This window comes from Bacillus sp. N5-665 (assembly GCF_022637375.2).
Taxonomy (GTDB): domain Bacteria; phylum Bacillota; class Bacilli; order Bacillales; family Bacillaceae_G; genus Bacillus_A; species Bacillus_A wiedmannii.
This window is the reverse complement of the sequence record NZ_CP093324.1, coordinates 341,330-364,787: the sequence shown is the minus strand read 5'-3', so window position 1 is coordinate 364,787 and position 23,458 is coordinate 341,330. Positions and strand designations below refer to the sequence as shown.

General features: G+C 31.5%; 10 protein-coding genes and 1 pseudogene. 7 read left to right on the top strand and 4 right to left on the bottom strand.

Translation table 11 applies throughout. From position 1 onward, the window contains the following. Positions 1-99 precede the first annotated feature (99 nt). On the bottom strand, positions 100-1,593 hold the full coding sequence (locus MNO09_RS01565) for a peptide MFS transporter (RefSeq protein ID WP_070169546.1): 1,494 nt from the start codon (positions 1,591-1,593) through the stop codon (positions 100-102). A 226-nt stretch (positions 1,594-1,819) separates the two neighbouring features. Between MNO09_RS01565 and MNO09_RS01560 the strand changes: the two genes are divergently transcribed. After that, positions 1,820-2,806: a DUF4046 domain-containing protein gene (locus MNO09_RS01560; protein ID WP_088106832.1), complete on the top strand. Its 987-nt coding sequence runs from the start codon at positions 1,820-1,822 to the stop codon at positions 2,804-2,806. 360 nt (positions 2,807-3,166) lie between these two features. Further along, positions 3,167-3,307, top strand: a pseudogene (locus MNO09_RS01555) (DUF3937 family protein); the annotation flags it as partial. Positions 3,308-3,374: 67 nt separating this feature from the next. Here the strand turns inward: MNO09_RS01555 and MNO09_RS01550 are convergent. From MNO09_RS01550 to MNO09_RS01540, 3 genes are all read right to left on the bottom strand, one after another. Next, positions 3,375-4,370, bottom strand: a complete 996-nt coding sequence (locus tag MNO09_RS01550) for a DMT family transporter (protein ID WP_088106833.1) — start codon at positions 4,368-4,370, stop codon at positions 3,375-3,377. Between the two features lie 185 nt (positions 4,371-4,555). Further along, positions 4,556-5,233 carry a GntR family transcriptional regulator gene (locus MNO09_RS01545; RefSeq protein WP_070169493.1) on the bottom strand — a complete coding sequence of 226 codons (678 nt, stop codon included), beginning with the start codon at positions 5,231-5,233 and terminating at the stop codon, positions 4,556-4,558. A gap of 80 nt (positions 5,234-5,313) precedes the next feature. Next, positions 5,314-6,285 carry a DMT family transporter gene (locus MNO09_RS01540; RefSeq protein WP_241949903.1) on the bottom strand — a complete coding sequence of 324 codons (972 nt, stop codon included), beginning with the start codon at positions 6,283-6,285 and terminating at the stop codon, positions 5,314-5,316. 190 nt (positions 6,286-6,475) lie between these two features. On the opposite strand from MNO09_RS01540, the gene MNO09_RS01535 reads away from it, so the two are divergent. The 5 genes from MNO09_RS01535 to MNO09_RS01515 all read left to right on the top strand — a co-directional run bounded on the left by MNO09_RS01535 (position 6,476) and on the right by MNO09_RS01515 (position 23,431). Continuing rightward, positions 6,476-7,402, top strand: coding sequence for an ArsR/SmtB family transcription factor (locus tag MNO09_RS01535; protein WP_070169495.1), 927 nt, complete (start codon positions 6,476-6,478; stop codon positions 7,400-7,402). Beyond that, a complete protein-coding gene (locus MNO09_RS01530; RefSeq protein WP_070169496.1) occupies positions 7,395-8,630 on the top strand; it encodes an MDR family MFS transporter in 1,236 nt (411 codons plus the stop codon). Before MNO09_RS01535 ends, MNO09_RS01530 begins: the two co-directional genes overlap by 8 nt. Positions 8,631-8,869: 239 nt before the next feature. Beyond that, positions 8,870-11,395: a penicillin acylase family protein gene (locus MNO09_RS01525; protein ID WP_088106834.1), complete on the top strand. Its 2,526-nt coding sequence runs from the start codon at positions 8,870-8,872 to the stop codon at positions 11,393-11,395. Beyond that, positions 11,392-19,992, top strand: coding sequence for a non-ribosomal peptide synthetase (locus tag MNO09_RS01520; protein ID WP_070169512.1), 8,601 nt, complete (start codon positions 11,392-11,394; stop codon positions 19,990-19,992). The genes MNO09_RS01525 and MNO09_RS01520 overlap by 4 nt, the downstream gene beginning before the upstream one ends. Positions 19,993-20,074: 82 nt before the next feature. Further along, entirely contained in the window at positions 20,075-23,431 is a 3,357-nt protein-coding gene (locus tag MNO09_RS01515; RefSeq protein WP_241949901.1) for a non-ribosomal peptide synthetase, read from the top strand. The last annotated feature ends 27 nt before the right edge of the window (positions 23,432-23,458 follow it).

Sequence of the window (23,458 nt, the reverse complement as noted above, 5' to 3'; positions counted from 1 at the left end):
AAATATATTGGAATGTAACATATAGAAAAATCTAAATAGTCATTCAAAAAAACTGTGCATAAAAACCTGCATTATAACAAGTTTTTAGCACAGTTTTTTTTATTTTATGCCTCTCATTAAAACTTGAATCTTTGGGGCCATAAAATATAAAATTACACTTAAAATGATTGAAAGGCCACCAATTGCACCGAAATAAATAATTTCTGTTTCAGGATTATATAATCGAACTAGTTGAGCATTTATAGCTTGTGCAGCTGCACTAGTTAAGAACCACAAACTCATTGTTTGAGCAGAGAAGGCAGCTGGTGCTAATTTGGTTGTAATTGATAAACCTACAGGTGATAAACAAAGTTCCCCAATTACTACTAACAGGAAGCTAATCGCTAACCACATAGGGCTTACAAGGGATTCTGTACCATGGATATATGCAGGAATAATCATAACTAAGAAGGATAAACCAGCAAATAATAAACCAATAGCAAATTTATTAGCAGTACTTGGTTGACGTGAATTAAGCTTTACCCATAACCAAGCAAATACTGGTGCTAACAAAACAATATAAATTGGGTTTAATGATTGAAACCATGAAGATTGCAATTCAAACCCGGCCAATTTTAATTGGGTACGCTGATCAGCATATGAAGCTAAAATGATAGCTCCTTGTTCTTGAATAGCCCAAAACATTGTAGCAGCTATAAATAATGGTATGTAAGCAATTAAACGAGACTTTTCAATTTTTGTAGTTTTCGGGCTACGATACATAAAAATAAAGTAAGCAGTTGGAATGAGAATACCTAAGATACTTACTAATAAAGTGAATCGATTAATAGTTAAAATACCTGTTGGTATCGTTAAAATACAAAATAGTACTATAGCTATTGTACCAATACTAAACTGTATGATAACTTTTTTTCTTTCGATGTCTGTTAAAGGATTTGGTACTTGTGTTCCTGCTAAACCAAGATTTTTCTTTTTTGTAAGAACGAAAATAATTAAGCCTAATAGCATACCAATTGCAGCAACACCAAAACCTAGGTGGAAGTTATACTTTTGACCAAGTGTCCCTATAATAAAAGGAGATAAAAGAGCTCCTAAATTAATACCCATATAGAAAATACTGAAACCTGAGTCACGTCGAGTATCTGTTTCACTATATAAATCACCAACAATGCTAGATACATTAGGTTTTAATAAACCTGTACCAAGTACTAAAAACACCATAGATATGAATAAAGTACTTATGGTCCCTGGTAGTGCTAAAATCAGGTGACCTATCATAATTAAAACTCCACCCCAAAAAATCGTTCTACTTGAACCTAATAGACGATCTGCAATCCAGCCACCAATAATGCCAGACATGTAAACGAGAGATCCATAGATGGCCATAATTGACGCTGCGGTCGCATGATCCATCCCTAAACCACCTTGTGATATTGAATAATACATATAGTAAAGTAATATTGCTCTCATCCCATAGTAAGAGAATCGCTCCCAAAACTCTGTAAAGAATAGGGTAAACAGCCCCTTAGGGTGACCGAAAAAACCGCTTTGCGGAACAGTACGAATAATATCACTTTTACTAAGCTTCTCCATATGAATGCACTCCTTATATTTAAATATAACAATACTAAATTAGTATAAACCAATAATTAGAAAATTAAAATAAAAATTTGCTTAGTTAATTATTAGAATTTTTATAAAAACCAAATTTTGTGTTGATTTTAATTTGGGTTTTAATTATATTATTTAATATAGATATATTGATTGGAAATAATGATAGTGTATAAATATTAATACAAAATGTAGGAGGATTTATATATTGTTAATGAAAGAAGTTGCTATAGAAGATATTTATCAGGAAATATTAGATGGAAAAAGAAATAAATTCCCTCCAAATACATGGAAAGAAGATAAAGATAATAAAATGGCGCGGAGGGTAATAACATATTTGCTTAACAGTATTTTAAAATGGAATAAGGAAGACATAAGAATAAAATGGAACACTAAATTACTTGTAAAGTATAGGCTACGAGGATTACTCAAACATAGGTATGAAAATAGCCCTTTTAAAGCAATTAATGATTTGTATCCAAATCAGTTCAAAGAATGGGAATTTGGTATGACTCCTTTAAATTTTTGGACTAAAGAAAAAGCATTAACAATTTTGAAATGGATTATTGAGGAAAAAGAGGGCCTTTCACAAGAAAAGATTTTAGGAGTATACGGGAAAAAATGGTTGAAAAAAAATAAGCTTAGTGCACCTCTGGCTATGTATTGGAATAGTAGCCCGTATGCAATGATTAATGATCTTTATCCAAGGCGTTTTAAAGAATGGGAATTTGGTATGACTCCTAATAACTTCTGGACTAAAAAAAAAGCATTAGAAGCATTGAAATGGACCATTGAAGAAAAAGAGAAATTAACTCCTAAACAATTGCTTGATATATACAATATAAAGTGGTTAAAAACCCATGGATTAGCATCAGTATGTCAAATGTTTTGGGGGAATAGTCCGTTTAGAATGATTAATGATTTGTATAGAGACCGTTTTAAAGAATGGGAATTTAAAGTTACTCCTGTTGGATATTGGTCTAAACGTAAAGCATTAGAGGCGTTAAGGTGGACTATTGAAGAAAAAGAAAAATTGGATGAAAAACAGCTATTAAAAGTATTTAATCAAAAATGGCTAATAAAACAAAAATTATGGACACCTTTAAAACGCTATTGGAAAGGAAGTCCATATGACATGCTTATTGCTTTATATCCAAATCGTTTCTCAAAAAATATGTTAAAAGGATATATTTAAAAGTAAAGAAAAGAGTGAATTAAAAATTATTGAGAAAGTTTATGATATAACATGTAGTTATTAATTTGGTGGAAGACACCTTATAGGTGTCCTTTCTTTATATATAAAAAAGTAAAATACCAATTAGTGTAAAAATTTTCAAAATACTAAAAGGGTTTCTATTAATAATTCAATAAAATCATTCATTAATTGTTCTATCTCTTCCTATTAGAACCAAATTTTTGCTAATCGAGATACTGTAGAGGTGGTGATGGCACACTTCAACCTTGCTCGTCAGCGATATCAGAAATGGATTTTGCCTTTGGTAGAAAAAATCCCACTACACTGACGTTAGTCAGCTGGCCCCTTTAGGGATGGCAGTTTCAGGTATATCTTGAATTAGCAGCAGATATTAAATGGGTAATTTCAGAAATTTAGAAAACTATTTTGATAGATGTTCCTCAAGGTATACTTGTTCTATTAGGTACAATTGCCTTATATAATTTCATAAAAGAAATATAGAAAAAAGACGCATCAATTTCAATGCGTCTTTTTGTAATCTACATAACTCTAAAATTTTTTTATTCTATTAATTGGAATGGACATTATGATTTTCATTATTAAGTACATTAATAGTATTTTCTTTTTCAATAGGTTTTCTACTTAATAAAATCACTACAATTATGATACATATGGCTCCAATGATCTGGAAAAATAAGAAAGGGATATGCAAAATAACTAAAGATGAAACTATTGAAGCAAGTGGTTCAGTACATCCTAATAAAGTAGTTTCCTTAGGCGAAATGTATCTAATACTGTCTAAGAATAGATAGAACGCAATTAATGTTCCAAAAATAATTACAAAGGCAATAAGGTATAGCGTATTTAGATCAATGTTCTCAATCGATTTTAAAAAAATTATTTCTTTTTTAGAAAAATAATGAACTATTGTAACGCCTATTCCTCCAATAATCATACCCCAACCAACTAAAACTGCAGAAGACCATTTTTCTAATAAAGATTTAGAATAAAGAGTATAAAAAGCTAAAGATAATCCAGATAAAACTCCCCAAACAATTGCAGGGACTGATACTGTTAGGTTATTTATTGAGCCATTTGTTAATAATAAGAAAGTACCCAAGGTTGCAAAAGTAATTGCTAAAACATCAATTTTGGTAGGTAAAGCTCTAAATTTGATAATCAGATAAAAAGTTATGAAAATCGGAGCTAAATATTGTAAAATTGTTGCGACTGCAGCATTTCCCTCACTAATGGATGCAAAATAAGTATATTGTACCCCTAGCATCCCAAAAATTCCAAAAATAATGAGCCTAGTAGCATCATATTTATTTTTCCAAATTGCAACAACTTCATGTTTGTTTTTACTAAAAAGTGAAATAAGTAATAATATAAACCCAGAGATTAGTAAGCGGATTGTAACTAACCATTCCATGGAAATACCATTATGCTGGAAAAGTTGTTGAGCAACGGTTCCAGATAGCCCCCATAAACTAGCCCCTATTACAACCATAATCATACCTTTTAGTCGAATTTTATTAATTTTATTCAAATATAATACCTCCATTAAATTTCAGATAAGGGTTTTAAATATATATTGAACGCAATATATTGCGTATTTTAAAAAAGATGACTTTAAAGTAGAACACATCAGATGTATTTATCGAATTTTTACACAATGACAAATTGTTTTATGAGTAAATTTATTTATTAAATATAAAAGTACTCAATTGAGTACTTTTATATAATTAATTATAAATCCTTAGAAGCTAGTATATTTTGAACATCTTTCATTGGACGTAACCAGTTATTAGACATTGTATTTTCTAGTAATAATGAGTCACCAGTTTCTAATGCTTTGATAATATTAGTATGTTCATCTATAGATTGACTATTATGAATTACGTTTTGAAAGAAAATGTACTCAAGACGTAGGGCATGAAGATGCAAGTTTTCTAAAAATGGTTCAATGTATTTGTTCTTTGAAATTTCAACAATTAGGTTATGGAATTTTAAATCGAGTATTAATGCGTTTCTAGAATCCATTTCCTCAATAGCTTGTTTAAATTCTGTATTTATTAACGTCAGTGCTTCAATATCATATGTTTTAATATTATTAATGGCTTGTTTTCCCGCAAGGGTATGTATGCTTGCAATAGTTTCATAAATTAATGGTACATCCGCTACGTTAATTGGAGAAATTTTAGTTTTTTGTCCCGGAACCATTTCGACGAGTCCAGAAAGCTCTAGAACTTGAAGTGCTTCTCTTACTGGTGTTCTACTTACCCCTAAAGCTTGTGCTAGTTCAGTATCATTAATTTTTTCATTAGGCCTTAAAACACCTTCAATAATCCAATCTTGTAGTTGATTTAAAACAATCGTTTTTGCAGAAAATCTCGTTTGTTTATTAAAATTTTTAGGTATAGGCAGGATACGACACCTCCTTTCATTATCTTTTATAAAGGATAATGTTCTGAATAAAATATAGAAGCAAAGTTGTTAAAACGGTTTTATTTAAGTTTTTTTTGTTGCCCATAAACCAGCGATAAGGTTCGTCTAATTGGTGGATTGAGTTGCGTTAATAATACAAAAACCCCAATTAGGCATAATGCCCCTATTAATTCAGAAGTTGTATATGAAATATTAAAAAATAATACGGAAAATAAAATTGCAGTCAATGGTTCAATGCAGGAATATAAGCAAATATCTTTAGGAGTAATATAATTTGTACCTTTTACATAAAAAATTGATGTAAGAATAGTTCCAAACACAATAATAAATAGCAATAATAAAGTGTGGTTTGAGACTGATTTAACAGTAGAAAGTAGGATAAATTCATTTGTAGAAAGCATATTTAAAAGTAATAATACAATACCTCCAATTACCATCCCCCATCCTAACACTATATATAATGCCCATTTTTTACAAAGATGATCTAACTGATTTATGTAAAATGCAAGCGCCATACCAGATAATATCCCCCAAAGTATAGCTAGTATAGAAATATTTAATTGATATATTGAGTTTTTTGTGAAGAAAAAATAAATTCCAATCATGAAAAATAAATATGAAAGCAACTCTTCTTTATTTGGAGAATTATTATTTTTTGGAATTGAGTATATTCCTAAAAAGATTGGAGCTGAATAAAGTAGTAAAGTTGCAACGGCAATATTTCCCTCTTTTATAGATGAAAAATATGTATATTGAGTGCCCAGTACACCAATTGTGCCAAACAGAATCAGCTTATTAGCATCATAGACTGACTTCCAAATATTTAGTATATCAAGACGTCTATTGCCAAAACACGAGATAAATAAAATTAGGATTCCAGATATAAATAATTTTACTGCGACAATTGATTCAACTGAGAGATGACTCTGAACAAAAACTTGCTGACCTAGAGCTCCTGATATACTTCCCAATAAAGCCCCTAATACTATTAAACAAAGCCCTGTTACTTTACAGTGTATATTATTTTTCATTATATCCCTCCAAAAGAGTTTATACAACATGCAATATATCACATATTGTATAAAATTAGATGAGAAATAATATTTTTATTATATTTCTCAAGAAAAATAATAAAAATAATGATGAAAAATTCGGAAAATTATTGTTTTTGATACTTCTTTAGATTAAAATTAAATCAAATTTGCGTTAGATGGTGGTCGAATGGAAATGGAATATTCTATAAGTATAGAACACTCTCCTGCTTATGAACTTATTGTCAGCTTGTACAACTATATAAATAATCACAAGATGAAGGAGGTTCATTTGAAAGGAAATTGGTTAGAAGAGACTAAATTACGGTTACCTGAAAAGTTTATCAACGAGTTAAAAGATGAAAGATGGGAGGTATTACATCGGATAGTGTTATTAATTTGTCAATGTGAAAAAAAATCTTCTATTCCAGAATTTTTAAATTGGTATGAGAATCTTTCAGCGGGAGAAATTTATGAGAGATTGGCTCCTTGGGTGGAATCTATATCTAACGACCTAAGTATGATTAGGGATAGAAGTGTAGATATTTTATACAAATGGGACGAATATTATTTTAAAAGTATAGATCCTACCATTCATATGCAATTAAAACAGGATGCAATTTCTATGAATGAAAAATTAAATGTTAGTAGACCGATAGAGATTATAGAAACTGCTACTAATGGATTAAGAATTGAACAGCAAGATAACTTAAAGAAAGTTATTTTAGTACCACAATATCACTGTAGCCCTAATACCATATTGGATTATTTTGATGGCATCGTTACATGCCTATATCCCATCAAAAAAACTTTCTATGAAGATGGAACAAAGGAGTTAGTTAAAGTTATGCAATGTTTAGGGGATGAGACTAGATTAAATATTTTAATGTTTTTATCTCAAGGCCCTCGTTCTTTAATTGAAATTCATAAACACATGAATTTAGCTAAGAGTACGGTGCATCACCACATTACAAAACTGAAACGTGAAGGAATTATAAGAAGTCATTTTTATGGAAGCTCTATTCCCGCATTTTATAGCTTGAGAAAAGAAGTTATTTCAAAAATCAATAATAAATTTATGGCAATTTTTGAGGGGGAAGAAAATTTTCATGAATAAATTTAAAGCTTATATACGTGAATATCATCCAATTGTGCATGTATTAGTGTTTGGTACGGTCTTAATTTCATTAACAAGTTCAATGAGTATGCCATTTTTAGCAATACATTTAAGTAACTCTTCAGAATTAAATTTTGCAACGATAGGATTTATTATTGGGGTAGGCCCATTGGCGGGTACATTTTGTGGGCTTTTAGGAGGCGTATTATCAGATTTTATAGGCAGAAAAAAATTAATGATTTTTTCTTTAATTGGATTGAGTATTGCTTTTTTAGGTTTTATTACTACATTTAATCCGGTTTTATTAGTACTTTTTAGTATTATCAGGGGACTTTCAAATGCATTCTTTGGAACCATTTCAAAAGCGCTAATGGCTGATTTAACCCCAGATGAAAAAAGGTACAGAATGTTTGCAAATCGTTATCTGGCATTTAATTTAGGATTATCAATTGGTCCAATGTTGGGAGCTTTTTTTGGAATTGGTGGTAGCACAATAGCATTTGTACTAACAGCATTTATTTATATTCTTTATGCAATAGTATTATTTATTATGTTGAAAGTCACTAATTATAATGAGCAAAGTGATGTTGCTGCGAATGATGAAAAAGTTAGTATGTCGCTTATATGGAATGCTGTACGAAGTGACGTGCCTTTAATGTTTTTTGTTATAGGTGGTATTTTATTAACAACAGTTCATGGGCAGATGTCAGTTACACTTTCACAATACTTAAAAGAAAATATTTTAGATGGAATTAAATTATTTGCAATATTGATGAGTGTCAATGGGCTTACGGTGCTTACTATTCAGATACCGTTAACTAGATGGGCAGAACGTTTTAGCTTATTTCAAAGAATTGCAATGGGTTGTATTTTGTTTGCAGTAGGAGAAATAGGTTTTGCATTCTCAACTTTGTGGGTTGCTTTCATAATTTCAATGTTTGTATTTACAGTAGGAGAAATATTAGTAATCCCGGCTGAGTATGCTCAAGTTGATGAAATAACGCCATCTGGATTAAGAGGTACATATTATGGTGCGCAAAGTTTAGGGGAATTTGGAAACTTTGTAGGTCCATGGTTTGGTGGCATTCTATTAGCAGTGTACGGTGGAACAACAATGTTCGTATTTATGGCTTTGATCTCACTTCTAGGTATTTATTTCTTTTATAGAGGAAAACAAATTTACAATAAAAAAGAAAAAAAGGATTCACATTTAGGTCATATAATGTAGACCTAGTACCATAACCATATTGGTTATGGTACTTTATTTTGATAATTCTGAAAATTATTTATACAAATTCTCTTTTATTGAAAGTATTGTAAAAAAATTGAACTTGAGATAGCATGAGAAATACCAAATGGGGAAAGGGGAAATTAAAAAGACAGATTATTCGTTGTAGTTAATATTTTCTGTTTTTAATATTCTGAGAAATACATAATTTTTCCTTTAGATTATTTAATTAAAGGTAGGTGCTTTATATACAATACAACGCACAAAAAAATAATAAGACAAAGACCAGTAGGGTTTATAAACCTTTCCCAAAAATTAAAAAAGCTATGAATTTAGGAAGGGTTATTTTTTATGGGTCAATTAGAGCGTTTAATCAAAATGCTTATCGGAGATTACGAGAGCATTTCATTTCTTTGGAAAAGGAGTATGTCATTTCAGGACTTAGTGAAGAAGTAATTATCTATAAGGATAATAGAGGGATTCCACACATAGAGGCTAGTAACTTAAATGATGTATATAAAGCACAAGGTTTTATAACAACTAAGGATAGATTATGGCAAATGGATATGAGTAGACGTTTAGTAAATGGAAGACTATCTGAGATATTAGGTCCAGATTTAATAAACAATGATAAACTTTTTCGTTCATTTTCACTATTTAGATCTGCTCAAAAATCTATTTGTCTTTATTCAGAAGAAACCTTGGAATGGATGCAAAGTTATTGTGATGGAGTAAATACGTATATAGAACACGCAAAAAAACTGAATAGATTACCAGTAGAATTTACAATTTTAGATTACGAACCTGAACCTTGGTCAATTCTAGATATGTTAAGTATAGGGAGATTATTATCCTATAGTTTAAGTCATAATTTTACAAATGAAATTTTTCGATTTGAATTGCAAAAGAAAATTGATGATGAATTATTTGAGGAAATAAAACCAAATTATCCTTCGGATGGACCCATTACTATTCCTGATTATATGATGGGTGAGAATGTAAAGATACAACAACAAACATCAGAAAAAACAATAAATAATTTAGATTTCTTTTCTGATCATTTAGCAGAATTATTGAATTTATCAAGCGAAGTAACTAAGGGTTCAAATGGATGGGTTATATCTGGTAAGCATACAAAATCAGGAAAACCAATACTGGCCAATGACCCACATATTGAAATGCAAGCACCATCTACTTGGTATCAAACGCATTTAAAAGTAAACAATGAAACAGAAAATATGAATGTAATAGGTGTAACATTACCTGGAGTATGTGGGATTATACTCGGCCATAATGACAAAATAGCATGGGGAGTAACAAATAATCGTGCAGATGTCCAAGATTTGTTTATAGAAAAAAGAAATCCTAGTAATCCTAATCAATTTCAATATAAAGGGAAATGGGAAGAAGCTGAAGTTATAGAAGAAGTAATTAAAGTTAAGGGCCAAGCAGATGTTGCGTTTCCGGTTGTTGTTACACGCCATGGACCTATTATTTCAGATGTTATTGGTAATAACCAACAAATAAAGTTAAAGGAAAATCTAGCCTTACAATGGAATGCAAATTATCCTACATGTGATTTAGAAGCTCTATTAGATATTAATCGTTCGAAAAATTGGGAAGAATTTCGTAATTCTTTGCGTAAATATAGTACACCGGTTTTAAATTTTTTATTTGCTTCAGAAGATGGAACCATTGCCTATCGAGTAGGTGGTAAAATACCGATACGTAATAAAGGGAATGGTTTATTACCGGTACCAGGATGCGATGATGAATTTGAATGGAAAGGATTTATACCTTTTGAAGAATTACCGGAGGTAGTCAATCCTAAACAGGGGTTTATTGTTTCAGCAAACAATAAGGTTATAGGTGATCATTATCCATATATGATTGCAAGTTCATGGGATGCCCCATATCGTGCAAAAAGAATTAACCAGATGTTAAGAAAAAGTATAGCTGAAAATACACCTTTAGTAATTGAAGATGTAAAAATAATGCAAGATGATACGTTAAATTTACAAGCAGTACAGCTATTAAATATTCTTTTACCCGTATTGTATCCTGTTAAACATAACAAATTAGAAACGGAATGTATTAGGATCTTGCAAAAATGGGATTGTAAAGATACCTCATATAATGCAGCGCCATTAATTTATCATTTTTGGTGGTGGGAAATTTGTTGCACCCTTTTTAAAGAAAAAATGGGAACGTTTTTATTTGAGAAAATGGTTGATCGGATGAACATAACTGACGAGCTTATACGCAAGGCGGCGCAAGGAAATGATAGTACGTGGTTTAATAATGCTGGCGGGTTTGAGAAAGTGATTATAGAAAGCTTTAAAAAATCTATTATTACTATAATAGATTTACAGGGAAATAACCCTTATGAATGGAAGTGGGGAGAGTTCCATCATTTTATTACTAAACACCCGTTTGGTAAGAAGAATAAATTTATAGGGAATTTAATAAATCCCCAGGGAAAAATTCCTATTGGAGGTAGCTATGTGACGGTAGCATTAGCATCGTATGATAGGAAAACTGGTCATATTCTTGATGGTGCACCATGGCGAATGGTTGTAGATTTGAAAGATTGTCTGGGAATGGATATTAATGCGCCGGGGCAATCTGGTAATTTTTTAAGTCATTGGTATGACGATCAATCTTTGCTATATGTGAATCAACAATTAGAAACTCAAAAGTTTAAACCAGAACAATATAGGAATTCCAAAATGAAAGTGAAACTTAAACCAAGTAAATCGATGTGAAAGGTGGAGTAATTGTGGAATTATTTCAAAATACATTACTTTTAGAAATGACATCACTTGTAGAATTATTGCAATATCGTGCTAAAGAACAAGGTGATGTAACAGCATTTCAATTTTTAAGAGATGGTGAAGAGGATAAAATCTCATTAACTTATGGCGAATTAGATTTGAAAGCAAGAGCTATAGGAGCATGGTTACAGGATAGAGGAGCAAAAAATGAAAGAGTCTTATTACTATATCCACCTGGAATCGACTATCTAGCTGCCTTTTTTGGATGTTTATATGCAGGTGCTATTGCAGTACCAGCATATCCTCCATCTTCAAATAGGTTAATGCCACGTTTGAAAGTAATTTTAGAAGATGCAGAGGCAAAATATATATTGACACAGACAAAAGTTAGTGCACGTATGAGAAAATCTGAGTACTTTAATAATTGTGCAATAGAGTATTTGAATACAGATGAAGTTCCTGTAGGTTGCGAGGAATATTGGGTATTTCCAGAGGTAGATAGAAATACAATTGCGTTTCTACAATATACATCGGGTTCTACATCTACACCAAAAGGTGTAATGGTAACTCACGGCAATATACTGCACAATTCAAAATTAATTCAGCAGTCATTTAAGACCACTGAAGACGATATTGGGGTAATATGGTTGCCTCCATATCATGATATGGGATTAATTGGAGGATTGCTTCAGCCATTAGCTGTAGGATTTCCAGTAATATTTATGTCACCAATTGATTTTATGCAGCGACCAATACGCTGGTTAGAAGCAATATCGAAGTATAAAGCTACTGTAAGTGGAGGGCCAAACTTTGCTTTTGAACTCTTAATTGAAAAGACAACACCGGAGCAACGAGCTGAGTTGGATTTAAGTAATTGGAGACTAGCATTTAACGGTGCAGAACCTGTTCGTGCTGAAGTTATTGAAGAGTTTTCAAAAGTATTTAGTGTATCTGGTTTTCGAAAAGAAGCCTTTTATCCTTGCTATGGGTTAGCTGAAAATACATTATTGGTTTCTGGTGCAAAAAGTAAAAGCCAGCCTGTAATACATTCTTTTTCAATTGATGATATGAAAAATAATGTAGTTTCCATTTTAAGTAAAGATGGGAAGGTACGTAAACTTGTAAGCAGTGGGATTATCGCAGAAGAACAAGAGATTTGTATAGTTAATCCAGATACTGGTCAAGAATGTTCTAGTAATGAAATCGGTGAAATTTGGATTAAAGGCGAAAGTGCAGCAACAGGTTATTGGGGTCGAGAAGAACAAACAATTGATACATTCCAAGCTTTTCTGCCTAATAAAAAAGGACCATTCTTACGTTCTGGGGATTTAGGTTTTTTATATGATGGAGAGTTATATATTACAGGGCGTATAAAAGATTTAATTATTATTCGAGGCAGAAATTATTACCCACAAGATATCGAATTAATAGTAGAGAACAGTCATGAAAGTTTAAGGAAAAATGCAACCGCTGCGTTTTCTGTTATAGAAGAAGGTGAAGAACGGTTAATTGTGGCACAAGAAATTAGTCGCCAATACCGTAATGTTAATGTTCAAGAGGTTGCTAGTGCAATTAGACAAGCAGTAACTGCGGAGCACGGAATACAAGTACATTCAGTATTGCTTCTACAGTTTGGAAGTATACCTAAAACATCTAGTGGAAAGATCCAAAGACACGCTTGTCGTAACGGATATTTAAGCGAAGAACTTAAATTAATTGGGGAAGATGTTGTACAAAAAACAAGTGGGTTAGATATAGAATTTGAAATTGAAGAAATTCTTTTTAATAGACAAGAGCTAGTAAAGTTAACTCAAGAAGAAAGGCAAATTAAATTAGAAAAATACTTACTTCAGAAAGTAGGTGTATCTTTAAAGATTCCTGTTACTAATATTAGTGTAAATCAGTCACTAAATAGTTTAGGTTTAGATTCAATAACAGCAATACAATTACAGAGTCATATAGAGACAGATTTAGAAATTGTACTAGAACCAACTTTTTTATTAGAAGGTCCGAGTATATTACAAATAGCACAAGAGATGAATAATCAATTGTATAGAGAAAAATATTTGACTACTAAACTAGAAATTGATCAGATAAAAAGTGGAGAAATACCGATGTCTCGTGGACAACAAGGATTATGGTTTTTATATAAATTAGCTCCAAATAGCTCTGCTTATAATGTATCACGTGCTTTTAATATTGAAGGAAAGCTAGATATAACATCCCTACAGAAGAGTTTTCAAGAATTAGTTAATAGGCATTGTATATTAAGGTCATCTTTTTATGAATATGAGGGTGAATTGATTCAAAGTATAGCAAAGCAAAAGGATGTATCTTTTCAATTAATGGATGTAAGTAATTGGAAAACAGAAAAGTTGAATGAGTTTTTGAATGTTGAATCTAGTCGTAATTTCACTTTAGAACAAGGTGATACTATGCGTGTATATGTTCTTAAACGTACTGAATCCCAATATGTAATGTTGTGGTCTTTCCATCATATCGTAATTGATTATTGGTCAATCGATGTTTTATTTAATGAGTTGAAGACATTATATACAAGAATAATAGTAGGGGATGTAAGTACATTAAGAACCAATGATTATGATTATAGCTCATATGTAAATTGGCAGAATGCAATGCTTAATAGTTCAGAAGGTGCAAGTAAATTGGAATATTGGGAAGAGGAACTATCGGGTGAGTTACCAATTTTAAACTTACCAATTGATTATAAACGTCCACCAGTACAATCGAATAGAGGAGCAAACTTAAGGTTACGTTTAAATAAATCCATACACAACAAGCTAAAAGAGATTTCTAAAAATAGAGGAGTAACATTATATAATACGTTACTTTCAGCATATGGTGTTTTAATGTATCGTTATACAAATCAAGATGATATTATCATTGGTTCTTATATGGCAGGGCGAGTGAAGAAAGAGTTTGCTAATTTAGTAGGATATTTAACTAATGCTGTTTCAATACGATTAAACCTATCAGGGAATCCAACATTTAATGAAATGATTGAGCGAACAAATCATAAAGTAATTGGAGCTTATCGTAATCAGGATTATCCTTTTGAATCATTAATAAAAAACTTGAAAATTGATAGAGATTCAAGCAGACCACCGGTTTTTCAAACTGCTTTCGTAATGCAAAATGTGGGTGTTTATAATAAAACTCTCGCCCCTTTCACTGTAGGGTGTGAAACTACAAAGATTGATTTCGATAACGCTAGTTTAAGCTTATTTCCACTTGAGGATAATTCATCGTTATTTGATATCACTACAACAGTTGCAGAATCTGATGAAGGATTAATCATTAATTTCCAGTATAATACAGAGCTGTTTAAAGAGTTCACAGTAAAACGTATGATAAATCATTTTGAAATATTAATAGACAGTATAATAAAAAACCCAGATAATTCTATAAATTTAATACCTATTTTAACTGAGAAAGAGCTACTACAGTTAAATGATTGGAGTAAAAAAAGAGTAGAGTATTCTACACATTTATCAATACCGCAACTGTTCGAGAAGCAAGTTAACTTACATGGTAATGCTGTTGCTGTGAGATATATGAATCAAAGTTTAACTTATGAAGAGTTAAATAAACGTGCCAATCAATTAGCAAGATATTTAACAAATTTGGGAGTAGGTCCTGAAGTAATGGTTGGTATCGCCATGGAACGTTCCATAGATTTAATTGTGGGTATTCTAGGTGTTTTAAAAGCAGGCGGAGCATATATTCCACTTGATCCACATGCACCTGCTGGAAGAATCCAGTATATGTTAGAAGACTCAAATGTGCCAATTGTTCTTACACAAAAAAATTTAGTTAATAATGTACAAAATGACCTAACAAAAATTGTTTGTTTGGATACAAATTGGCAAGAGATTAGAGAGATGGAAGATACCAATCTAATTTCAGACATTACAGAAGATAACTTAGCTTATGTTATTTATACATCTGGCTCTACTGGTAACCCTAAAGGTGTTTTAATACCGCATAAGAACGTAGTTCGATTGTTTAAAGCAGCGGATAACCATTTTAATTTTAATGAAAAGGACATATGGACGATGTTCCATTCATATGCATTTGATTTTTCTGTATGGGAAATTTGGGGAGCTTTATTATATGGAGGAAAACTCATCGTTGTTCCATATTATGTGAGTCGTGATCCAGAGCAATTTTATGAATTGTTAATTAAAGAAAAAGTAACAGTTTTAAATCAGACACCATCAGCATTTCGTCAATTAATACACGTAGATGAAAAAGTAAATATGCCACATGAATTAAATTTACGATATGTAATATTTGGTGGAGAAGCATTAGAAATTCAGAGTCTAGGTGGATGGTTTGAGAGACATGGAGATGCAAAACCTCAATTAATAAATATGTATGGAATCACAGAGACAACAGTTCATGTCACATATCGAGCTTTATCAAAGGCTGATTTAGATAGTCAAGCAAGTGTAATTGGTACAGCGATTCCCGATCTTCAGGTATATATATTAAATCAAGATTTGCAGCATGTACCTATTGGAGTAATTGGAGAAATGTATATAGGTGGAGCAGGAGTTGCAAGAGGATATTTAAATAAACAAGAGTTAACTGAAGAACGTTTTGTGAAAATTCCATCTTTAGAGCAAGCAGGGCTAGTATACAAATCAGGTGATTTAGCACGTTATTTACCAAATGGAGATATTGAGTACTTAGGGCGTATTGATGATCAAGTAAAAATTCGTGGATTTCGAATTGAGCTAGGAGAGATTGAGGCTATTCTTAATCAATACTCGAAAGTTCGTGAAGGTATAGTGTTAGTTCGTGAAGATGTTCCTGGTGATAAAAAACTAATAGCTTACATTGTTGGAGATAATTTGATGCCTACTGCAATTGGCGAGCTAAGAAATTATATGTCAGGACAGCTACCAGATTATATGGTACCAAGTGCTTTTGTATTATTGGATAAATTCCCATTAACAATTAACGGAAAAGTAGACAAAAAGGCATTACCTGCTCCAGACATGTTTGCGGTTGAACGAGCGAAATATATTGAACCTGAAACACAAATAGAGAAAATTTTAGCTGATACTTGGGAAGAAGTATTGGGTATACAAGAGATAGGAATAGATGATAATTTCTTTTTAATTGGTGGTGACTCTATTAGAAGTATTAAAATATGTTCGCTTGCAAAAGAAAGAGGGCTAAATATTTCTTTAGAACAAATTTTTAAATATCAAACAATTAGAGATTTATCTAAAGTAGTAGATATGCAGAACAGCATAGAAGATAAGGACGTAACAGTCCCACCGTTTTCGTTAATCTCAGAAGAAGATAGAAGGATAATTCCTAATGGAATTGAGGATGCATATCCTATCCCAGCAATACAAATGACAATTTATTATCACAGTGAAGTTAATGAAGTGTATAGATCTTATCTAGAAACGTATCGTTTACGTGCTGATTTTAATGAAGAGATTTTTAACGAAGCAATTAATCGATTAGTAAAAAGACATGAAATTTTTAGAACTTCATTTGATATTTCTAGTTATAGTAAACCACTACAATTAGTTCATGAGAATACAGAATTAAAATTAAATGTCCAAGACCTTCGTCATATGAATGGAGAAGAACAAGAAAAGTATTTAAAAGATTTTGTGAGTAAAGAGGAGCACACAAAATTTGATTGGTCTAAACCAGGATTATTCCGTTTTCATGTTCACTTATTATCTGATGAAATCTTCCAATTTACAATGTGTGAGCCTATACTGGATGGTTGGAGTGTTGCATCGACGGTTACAGAACTGTTAACCAATTATAGGGATTTGACAGAAAACCCTAACACATTAGAATCTAAAAAATTAAATGCTAAATTCAATCGCTATGTACAATTAGAACAACAGACAAAAGAATCGAAAGAAGCCAATGAATTCTGGGAGAGCAAACTACAGGATGTATCGACTATGCAGGTACCACGTTGGTTAAAAACGTCTGCTTCGAAAGTAACTGAAAACAATAGGTTGATGCTTCCAATTTCGCAGCAAGTTTCTGAAGGACTAATACGCCTTTCTAGAAAAGTATCGGTACCTCTTAAAGATGTAGTATTAGCAGCACATTTAAAAGTGGTTAGCTTACTTACTGGTCAAACTGATGTTGTTACAGGGGTAGTAGCCGGTGGAAGGCCAGAGGAACCAGATGCAGAAAAAGTACTTGGTTCGATGATAAATACGATGCCGTTTCGTTTAGATATTGGTAACTGTTCTTGGGAAGAGTTGGTTTGTAAAACTTTTGACGCAGAGAGGGAAGCTCATCCGTACCGTCGCTATCCATTAGTAGATTTACAAAGAAAGTATAGCGGTGGAAAACGTATGTTTGAAACTATTTTTAACTATACTCATTTCCATGCTTATCAAGATATTGGAAAAAAAGCTGGTATTGAAATATTGAATGGAGAGCATCGTGAATCAGCTTATGTACCACTTACAGTACAATTTTCTATTGATCCTCAAACATCACAGTTGATGTGTGTATTAGACTATTATCCAGAAGATATAAATGAGGAACAAATTAATTATATATCAGGTTATTATGTAAAAACTTTAGAATTAATAGCTCAAGGCTCCTCAGTTAATCATCATGAAAATTGTTTATTATCAAATGAAGAAATCGACCAAGTAACTTTAAAAAATGATGATGAGGTAGACTTTAGCGTTGATGAGTGCTTCCATATCCTTTTTGATAAGCAAGTGAAAAAAACACCAGATAATAAAGCAATAGTATTTCAAAATCAGGTAATTACTTATCAAGAGCTTCAAAAACGTTCTAATTGCTTGGCTAATTATTTGAAGTCCATTGATGTTAAACCAGGTATGTTTGTTGGTTACTTTGGAGAAAGAAATATAGATTGGGCTATAACAGTGATTGGTATTTTTAAAGCTGGTGCAGTTTATATACCTCTAGACCCTAAATATCCTGAAAGTCGTATTGAGTATTTGATTGAACATTCAGGTATGGATGTATTACTAACATATGAAAAATTTACTGATAGAATACCAAAAGATAAATTAAAAATAGTTTCCTTAGATAGTAGTAGGGAGCAAATTGAAAGTCAAAATTTATTATATCAACATAATGAAATAACTTTAAATGATTTAGCATATATCATTTATACCTCAGGTTCTACAGGACTTCCTAAAGGTGTAATGGTGGAGCATAAAGGTATGATTAATCATTTATTTGCAAAAATAGATGTAATTGATATTAAAGAATCAGATATAGTAGCACAAAATGCTACTCAATGTTTTGATGTATCAGTTTGGCAATTACTATCCGCATTATTAGTTGGCGGACAGACATATATATTACCTGATGAAGCTGAACTTGATCCAGAAGTGCAACTGAATGAAATGGAAAAAGCGAATTTAACAGTATTTGAAACTGTACCTACGGTACTTCAATCAACCTTAGAAAGAATTTCTTTAAATGAAGAAAAAAGACCGAGCTTTAGTTCCTTACGATGGGTAGTGTTAAATGGGGAAACTTTACCACCTGAACTTTGCCGTCAATGGTTTAAGTATTATCCGGATATTCCGATGATTAATGCTTGTGGAGCAACGGAGAGTTCAGATGATGTTAATCATCATTATATTTTAGAGCCGCCAGCTTTAGAAGAAAACTTTATATCAATAGGAAAGGTAATTCCGAATTGTACGGTATATATTTTAGATCAATTTATGAATCCAGTACCTATAGGGGTACCTGGGGAATTATGTTATGGTGGTGTTTGTGTAGGACGTGGTTATCTTAATGATAAAGAAAAAACTGAAAAAGCTTTTAGGAAAAACCCGTTTACTAATGATAAAAATGAACGTTTATATAAGACTGGAGATTTAGTTCGTTTACGTAATGATGGTGCAGTTGAATTTTTAGGGCGCATAGATTATCAAGTGAAAATTCGTGGTTTCCGAATTGAGCTAGGCGAAGTAGAGGCAATATTAAGTAAACACCCAGATATTATACAAGTCGTTGCTTTAGCGCATACGGATTCTTCAGGGAATAAAAGATTAATAGCTTATTTAACACTTGAAAAGAATTCAAATTTAACAACAAAAGAATTACGTAATTATATGAAGGAACAAGTTCCAGCTCATATGATTCCTTCTTTCTTTGTCTTTTTAGATGAATTCCCAATTACTTCAACTGGAAAGTTAGATAGAAAAAATCTACCTGATCCTATGTTTAATCTTAATGAGGATAATTTTGTTGAACCTAAAACAGATTTAGAGAAAAAAATTGCAAAGATTTGGGGAAATGTACTTGGATATCAATCGGTTAGTATGAGAGATGACTTTTTTGAAAATGGGGGAGAATCTTTAATTGCAACAAGATTGATTTCTTTAATTAGAAAAGAATTTCAAATAGATATGTCGTTACGTACTCTTTTTGAGGTAACAACTGTAGAAGGATTAGTTTTAGCTGTTAAATCTGAATTAGATTTAAAACAGAATCAGGAAATTCAAGATTTAATTAGTGATCTTCAAGGACTATCTGAAGAGGAAATAAATTTAATTTTAAAAGATGGTCAATAATAAGTTGTAAATAATGAGGTAGGTGGGAATATTAAAAGTCTATTCCCACCACCAATTTATGATATTAGGAGGATCAGAAAAAATGAGTAAAGAAAAGCTTATGGCTAGGTTAGCTAAATTATCTCCTGAACAAAGAATATTTTTAGAGAAACAATTGAATAAAAATGAATCAAGTATAATTCCTTCTCGAAAAACTAATGAACCTACAATTTTATCATTTGCACAACAAAGAATGTGGTTTCTTGAACAATTAGAGCCTGGGTCTTCTACATACAATATGCCGTTTTTAGTAAAAATAAAGGGAGACTTTAATATTAGTGTCTTTAAACGTTGTTTAAATGAAATTATATGCAGGCATGAAATTCTTCGTACTACATTTTTATCGTTAGATGGAGATTTACGTCAAAAAATACATCCATTTATGCGAATAGATTTTGAAGTTCATAATTTGTGTTCCTATTCCAAGGATACTGCTGAAGATATATGTTCGTCACAAATGAAAAGGAAAGCAATCGAACCTTTTAATTTGGAAACGGGTCCATTACTACATACAAGTATTTGGCAGATAACAGAAGATGAATTTTGGGTTTTAGTAAATATGCATCATATTATTGGGGATGGTTGGTCAATGGCTATATTAATTGAGGAACTATCTATTTTATATAATAATTTTTTGAAAGCGGATGTTGCTAATTTATCACCTTTAAAGATACAATATGCAGATTTCTCAATTTGGCAAAAGAATTGGTTAACAGGTTCTAAATTTCAAACACAATTAGACTATTGGAAGAAACAACTTAAAGGTGTCTTACCAGTACTAGATTTACCCACAGATTTTTCGAGACCAAGTAAATTATCATACAAGGGTAGTAATGAACTTATTAATATTTCATATGAAACTGTGCAGAGATTAAAAGAATTAGGTAAAAGTGAAGGTTGTACATTATATATGACTTTGCTTGCAGCATATTATACCCTTCTTCTAAAGTATACAAACCAGGAAGATATTATCATAGGATCACCAATTGCAAATAGGAATCATAGAGAGATAGAGCCTCTGATTGGATTTTTTGTAAATACATTAGCTTTAAGAATTAATTCAAAAAGAGATGTAGCTTTTCGTGAACTAATTAATAAAGTAAAAGAAATATGCTTAGGAGCATATTCAAATCAAGATATACCTTTTGAAGCAATTGTGGGTGAATTAAATTCAGAACGAACAGCAAATCATTCAGTTTTGTTTCAAACGATGTTTTCGTTAGAGCAGAACATTAAGAAATCTCTTAATCTTGCGAATGTAAAAATGGATTTTGAAAGATTCGAAACCGATACAGCAAAATTCGATTTAAGTTTAATAATTAATGAACATGATGATGGACTTATTTGCACGTTTAACTATAGTACAGATTTATTTATGAAAAGCAGTATACAACAGATGGCGAAACATTTCGTAACTATATTAAAAGCTATTATAGAAAATCCGAATGTTCAATTAAGTGAAATTTCATTATTAGATGATGAAGAAAAAAGAAAAATTTTAAATGAGTGGAATAATAATAAAGAAAATTTAAGGAGTATGTGTATACAAGAAAAATTTGAATTACAAGTAACAAAAACCCCTGATGCTATAGCTTTAATTTGTAAAAATGATTCATTAACTTATCGTGAATTAAATAATAGAGCAAATCAAGTTGCGCATTACTTGCGGAGAAATGGGGTCAGGTCGGGAAAATATGTTGGAATTTGCTTAGAGCGTTGTTCGGAGTTGATGATTTCAATATTGGGAATACTTAAAGCTGGGGGAGCTTATATCCCGTTAGATCCTTCTTATCCAATGGAAAGGCTGTCTTACATATTAGAAGAATCTCAACTTGATATATTACTTACTCAGAAAAGTTTTATGTCTAAGTTTACTGAATTTAGAGTTGATAATGTAGTGCAAATGGATGGAAATCAAGAGTTTAATAAGGAAGATACTATAAATCTTGACCATTTTGTAGATTTAGATGATTTAGCGTATATGATTTATACTTCTGGTTCTACCGGAAAGCCAAAAGGGGTCATGGTCCCACATAGAGGATTAACAAATTATTTAAATTGGTGCACTCAAAATTATTATAAAGGGAATGGTGGACAAGGTTCATTAGTTCTGTCATCAATATCTTTTGACTTAACAATTACGGGAATGTTTTCTCCATTATGTATAGGAGAAACAGTAGTTTTATTTCCTGAGCGATTAGACTTAGAAGAATTGGGAAGATGGGTTCGGAAAAGAAAATATAGTGTTATAAAGCTAACACCAGCACATTTAGAGTTATTATCTCATCAAGTTTCTGAAGAAGATGCTGCTTTTTGTACAGATACTTTTGTAGTAGGAGGAGAGCCTCTACTCGCAAAACATGTTGATTTTTGGGTAAAGCATGCTCCAAATACGGTAATAATAAATGAATATGGACCGACTGAAGCAGTGGTTGGATGTACTAATTATATAGTAAAAACAGGAGAGGATTATAGTAAATCCATACCTATAGGAAAGCCTATTTTTAATACTGAAATGTATGTATTAGATACCTCTTTACAACCCGTACCTATTGGTGTTCATGGAGAACTATATATTGGAGGAGAGGGATTAGCAAGAGGGTATTATAAACGACCGGAATTAACTGCGGAAAGATTTATTAATTCTCCATTCAATAGTAATGAAAAACAGAAATTGTATAAAACTGGAGATATAGTGCGTTATTTATCAAATGGAAATCTTGAGTATATTGACCGCATAGATCAACAAGTTAAATTGAGGGGATTTAGAATTGAATTAGGAGAAATTGAAAGTATTTTAAGCAATCACGATGCAATTTCAAGTGTAGTTGTTAATGTTTATGAGGAAAATGAGAATAAAAAATTAATAGCATATATTGTACCAAAATATAGACATGAGATGCAATGGGATTTTCTTTATGATTATATGAAAAAACATGTACCAGATTATATGATACCAGCAAAGTTTGTAGTATTAGAAGAACTTCCATTAACTCCAAATGGGAAAATTGATAGAAGACGGTTACCAAAACCAATATTTAGTGGGGATGATCAGAAATTTGCAGAACCAATAACTGATTTGGAGAAAGAAATTGCAATGATTTGGGGCGAAGTATTGGGATATAAGAAGGTTAGCATGAAAGATAATTTCTTTAAAAGTGGTGGAGAATCTTTACTAGCAACAAAATTTATTTCGCTAGTAAGAAACAAATTGAAAATAGAATTACCATTAAAGCTGATATTTGAAGTTACTACCTTAGAAGAATTTGTTTTGTTTGTGAAGCAAGAACTAGAGTTGGAGCAAGATAAAGAGTTGATAGATTTACTAAAAGATTTAGAAGATACAGATGAAATGATGTCAGATAAAGTATTATCAATATTAATTAATCATCAAGAGTAGATAATTTATTAATTTCAGAAGAGTTGT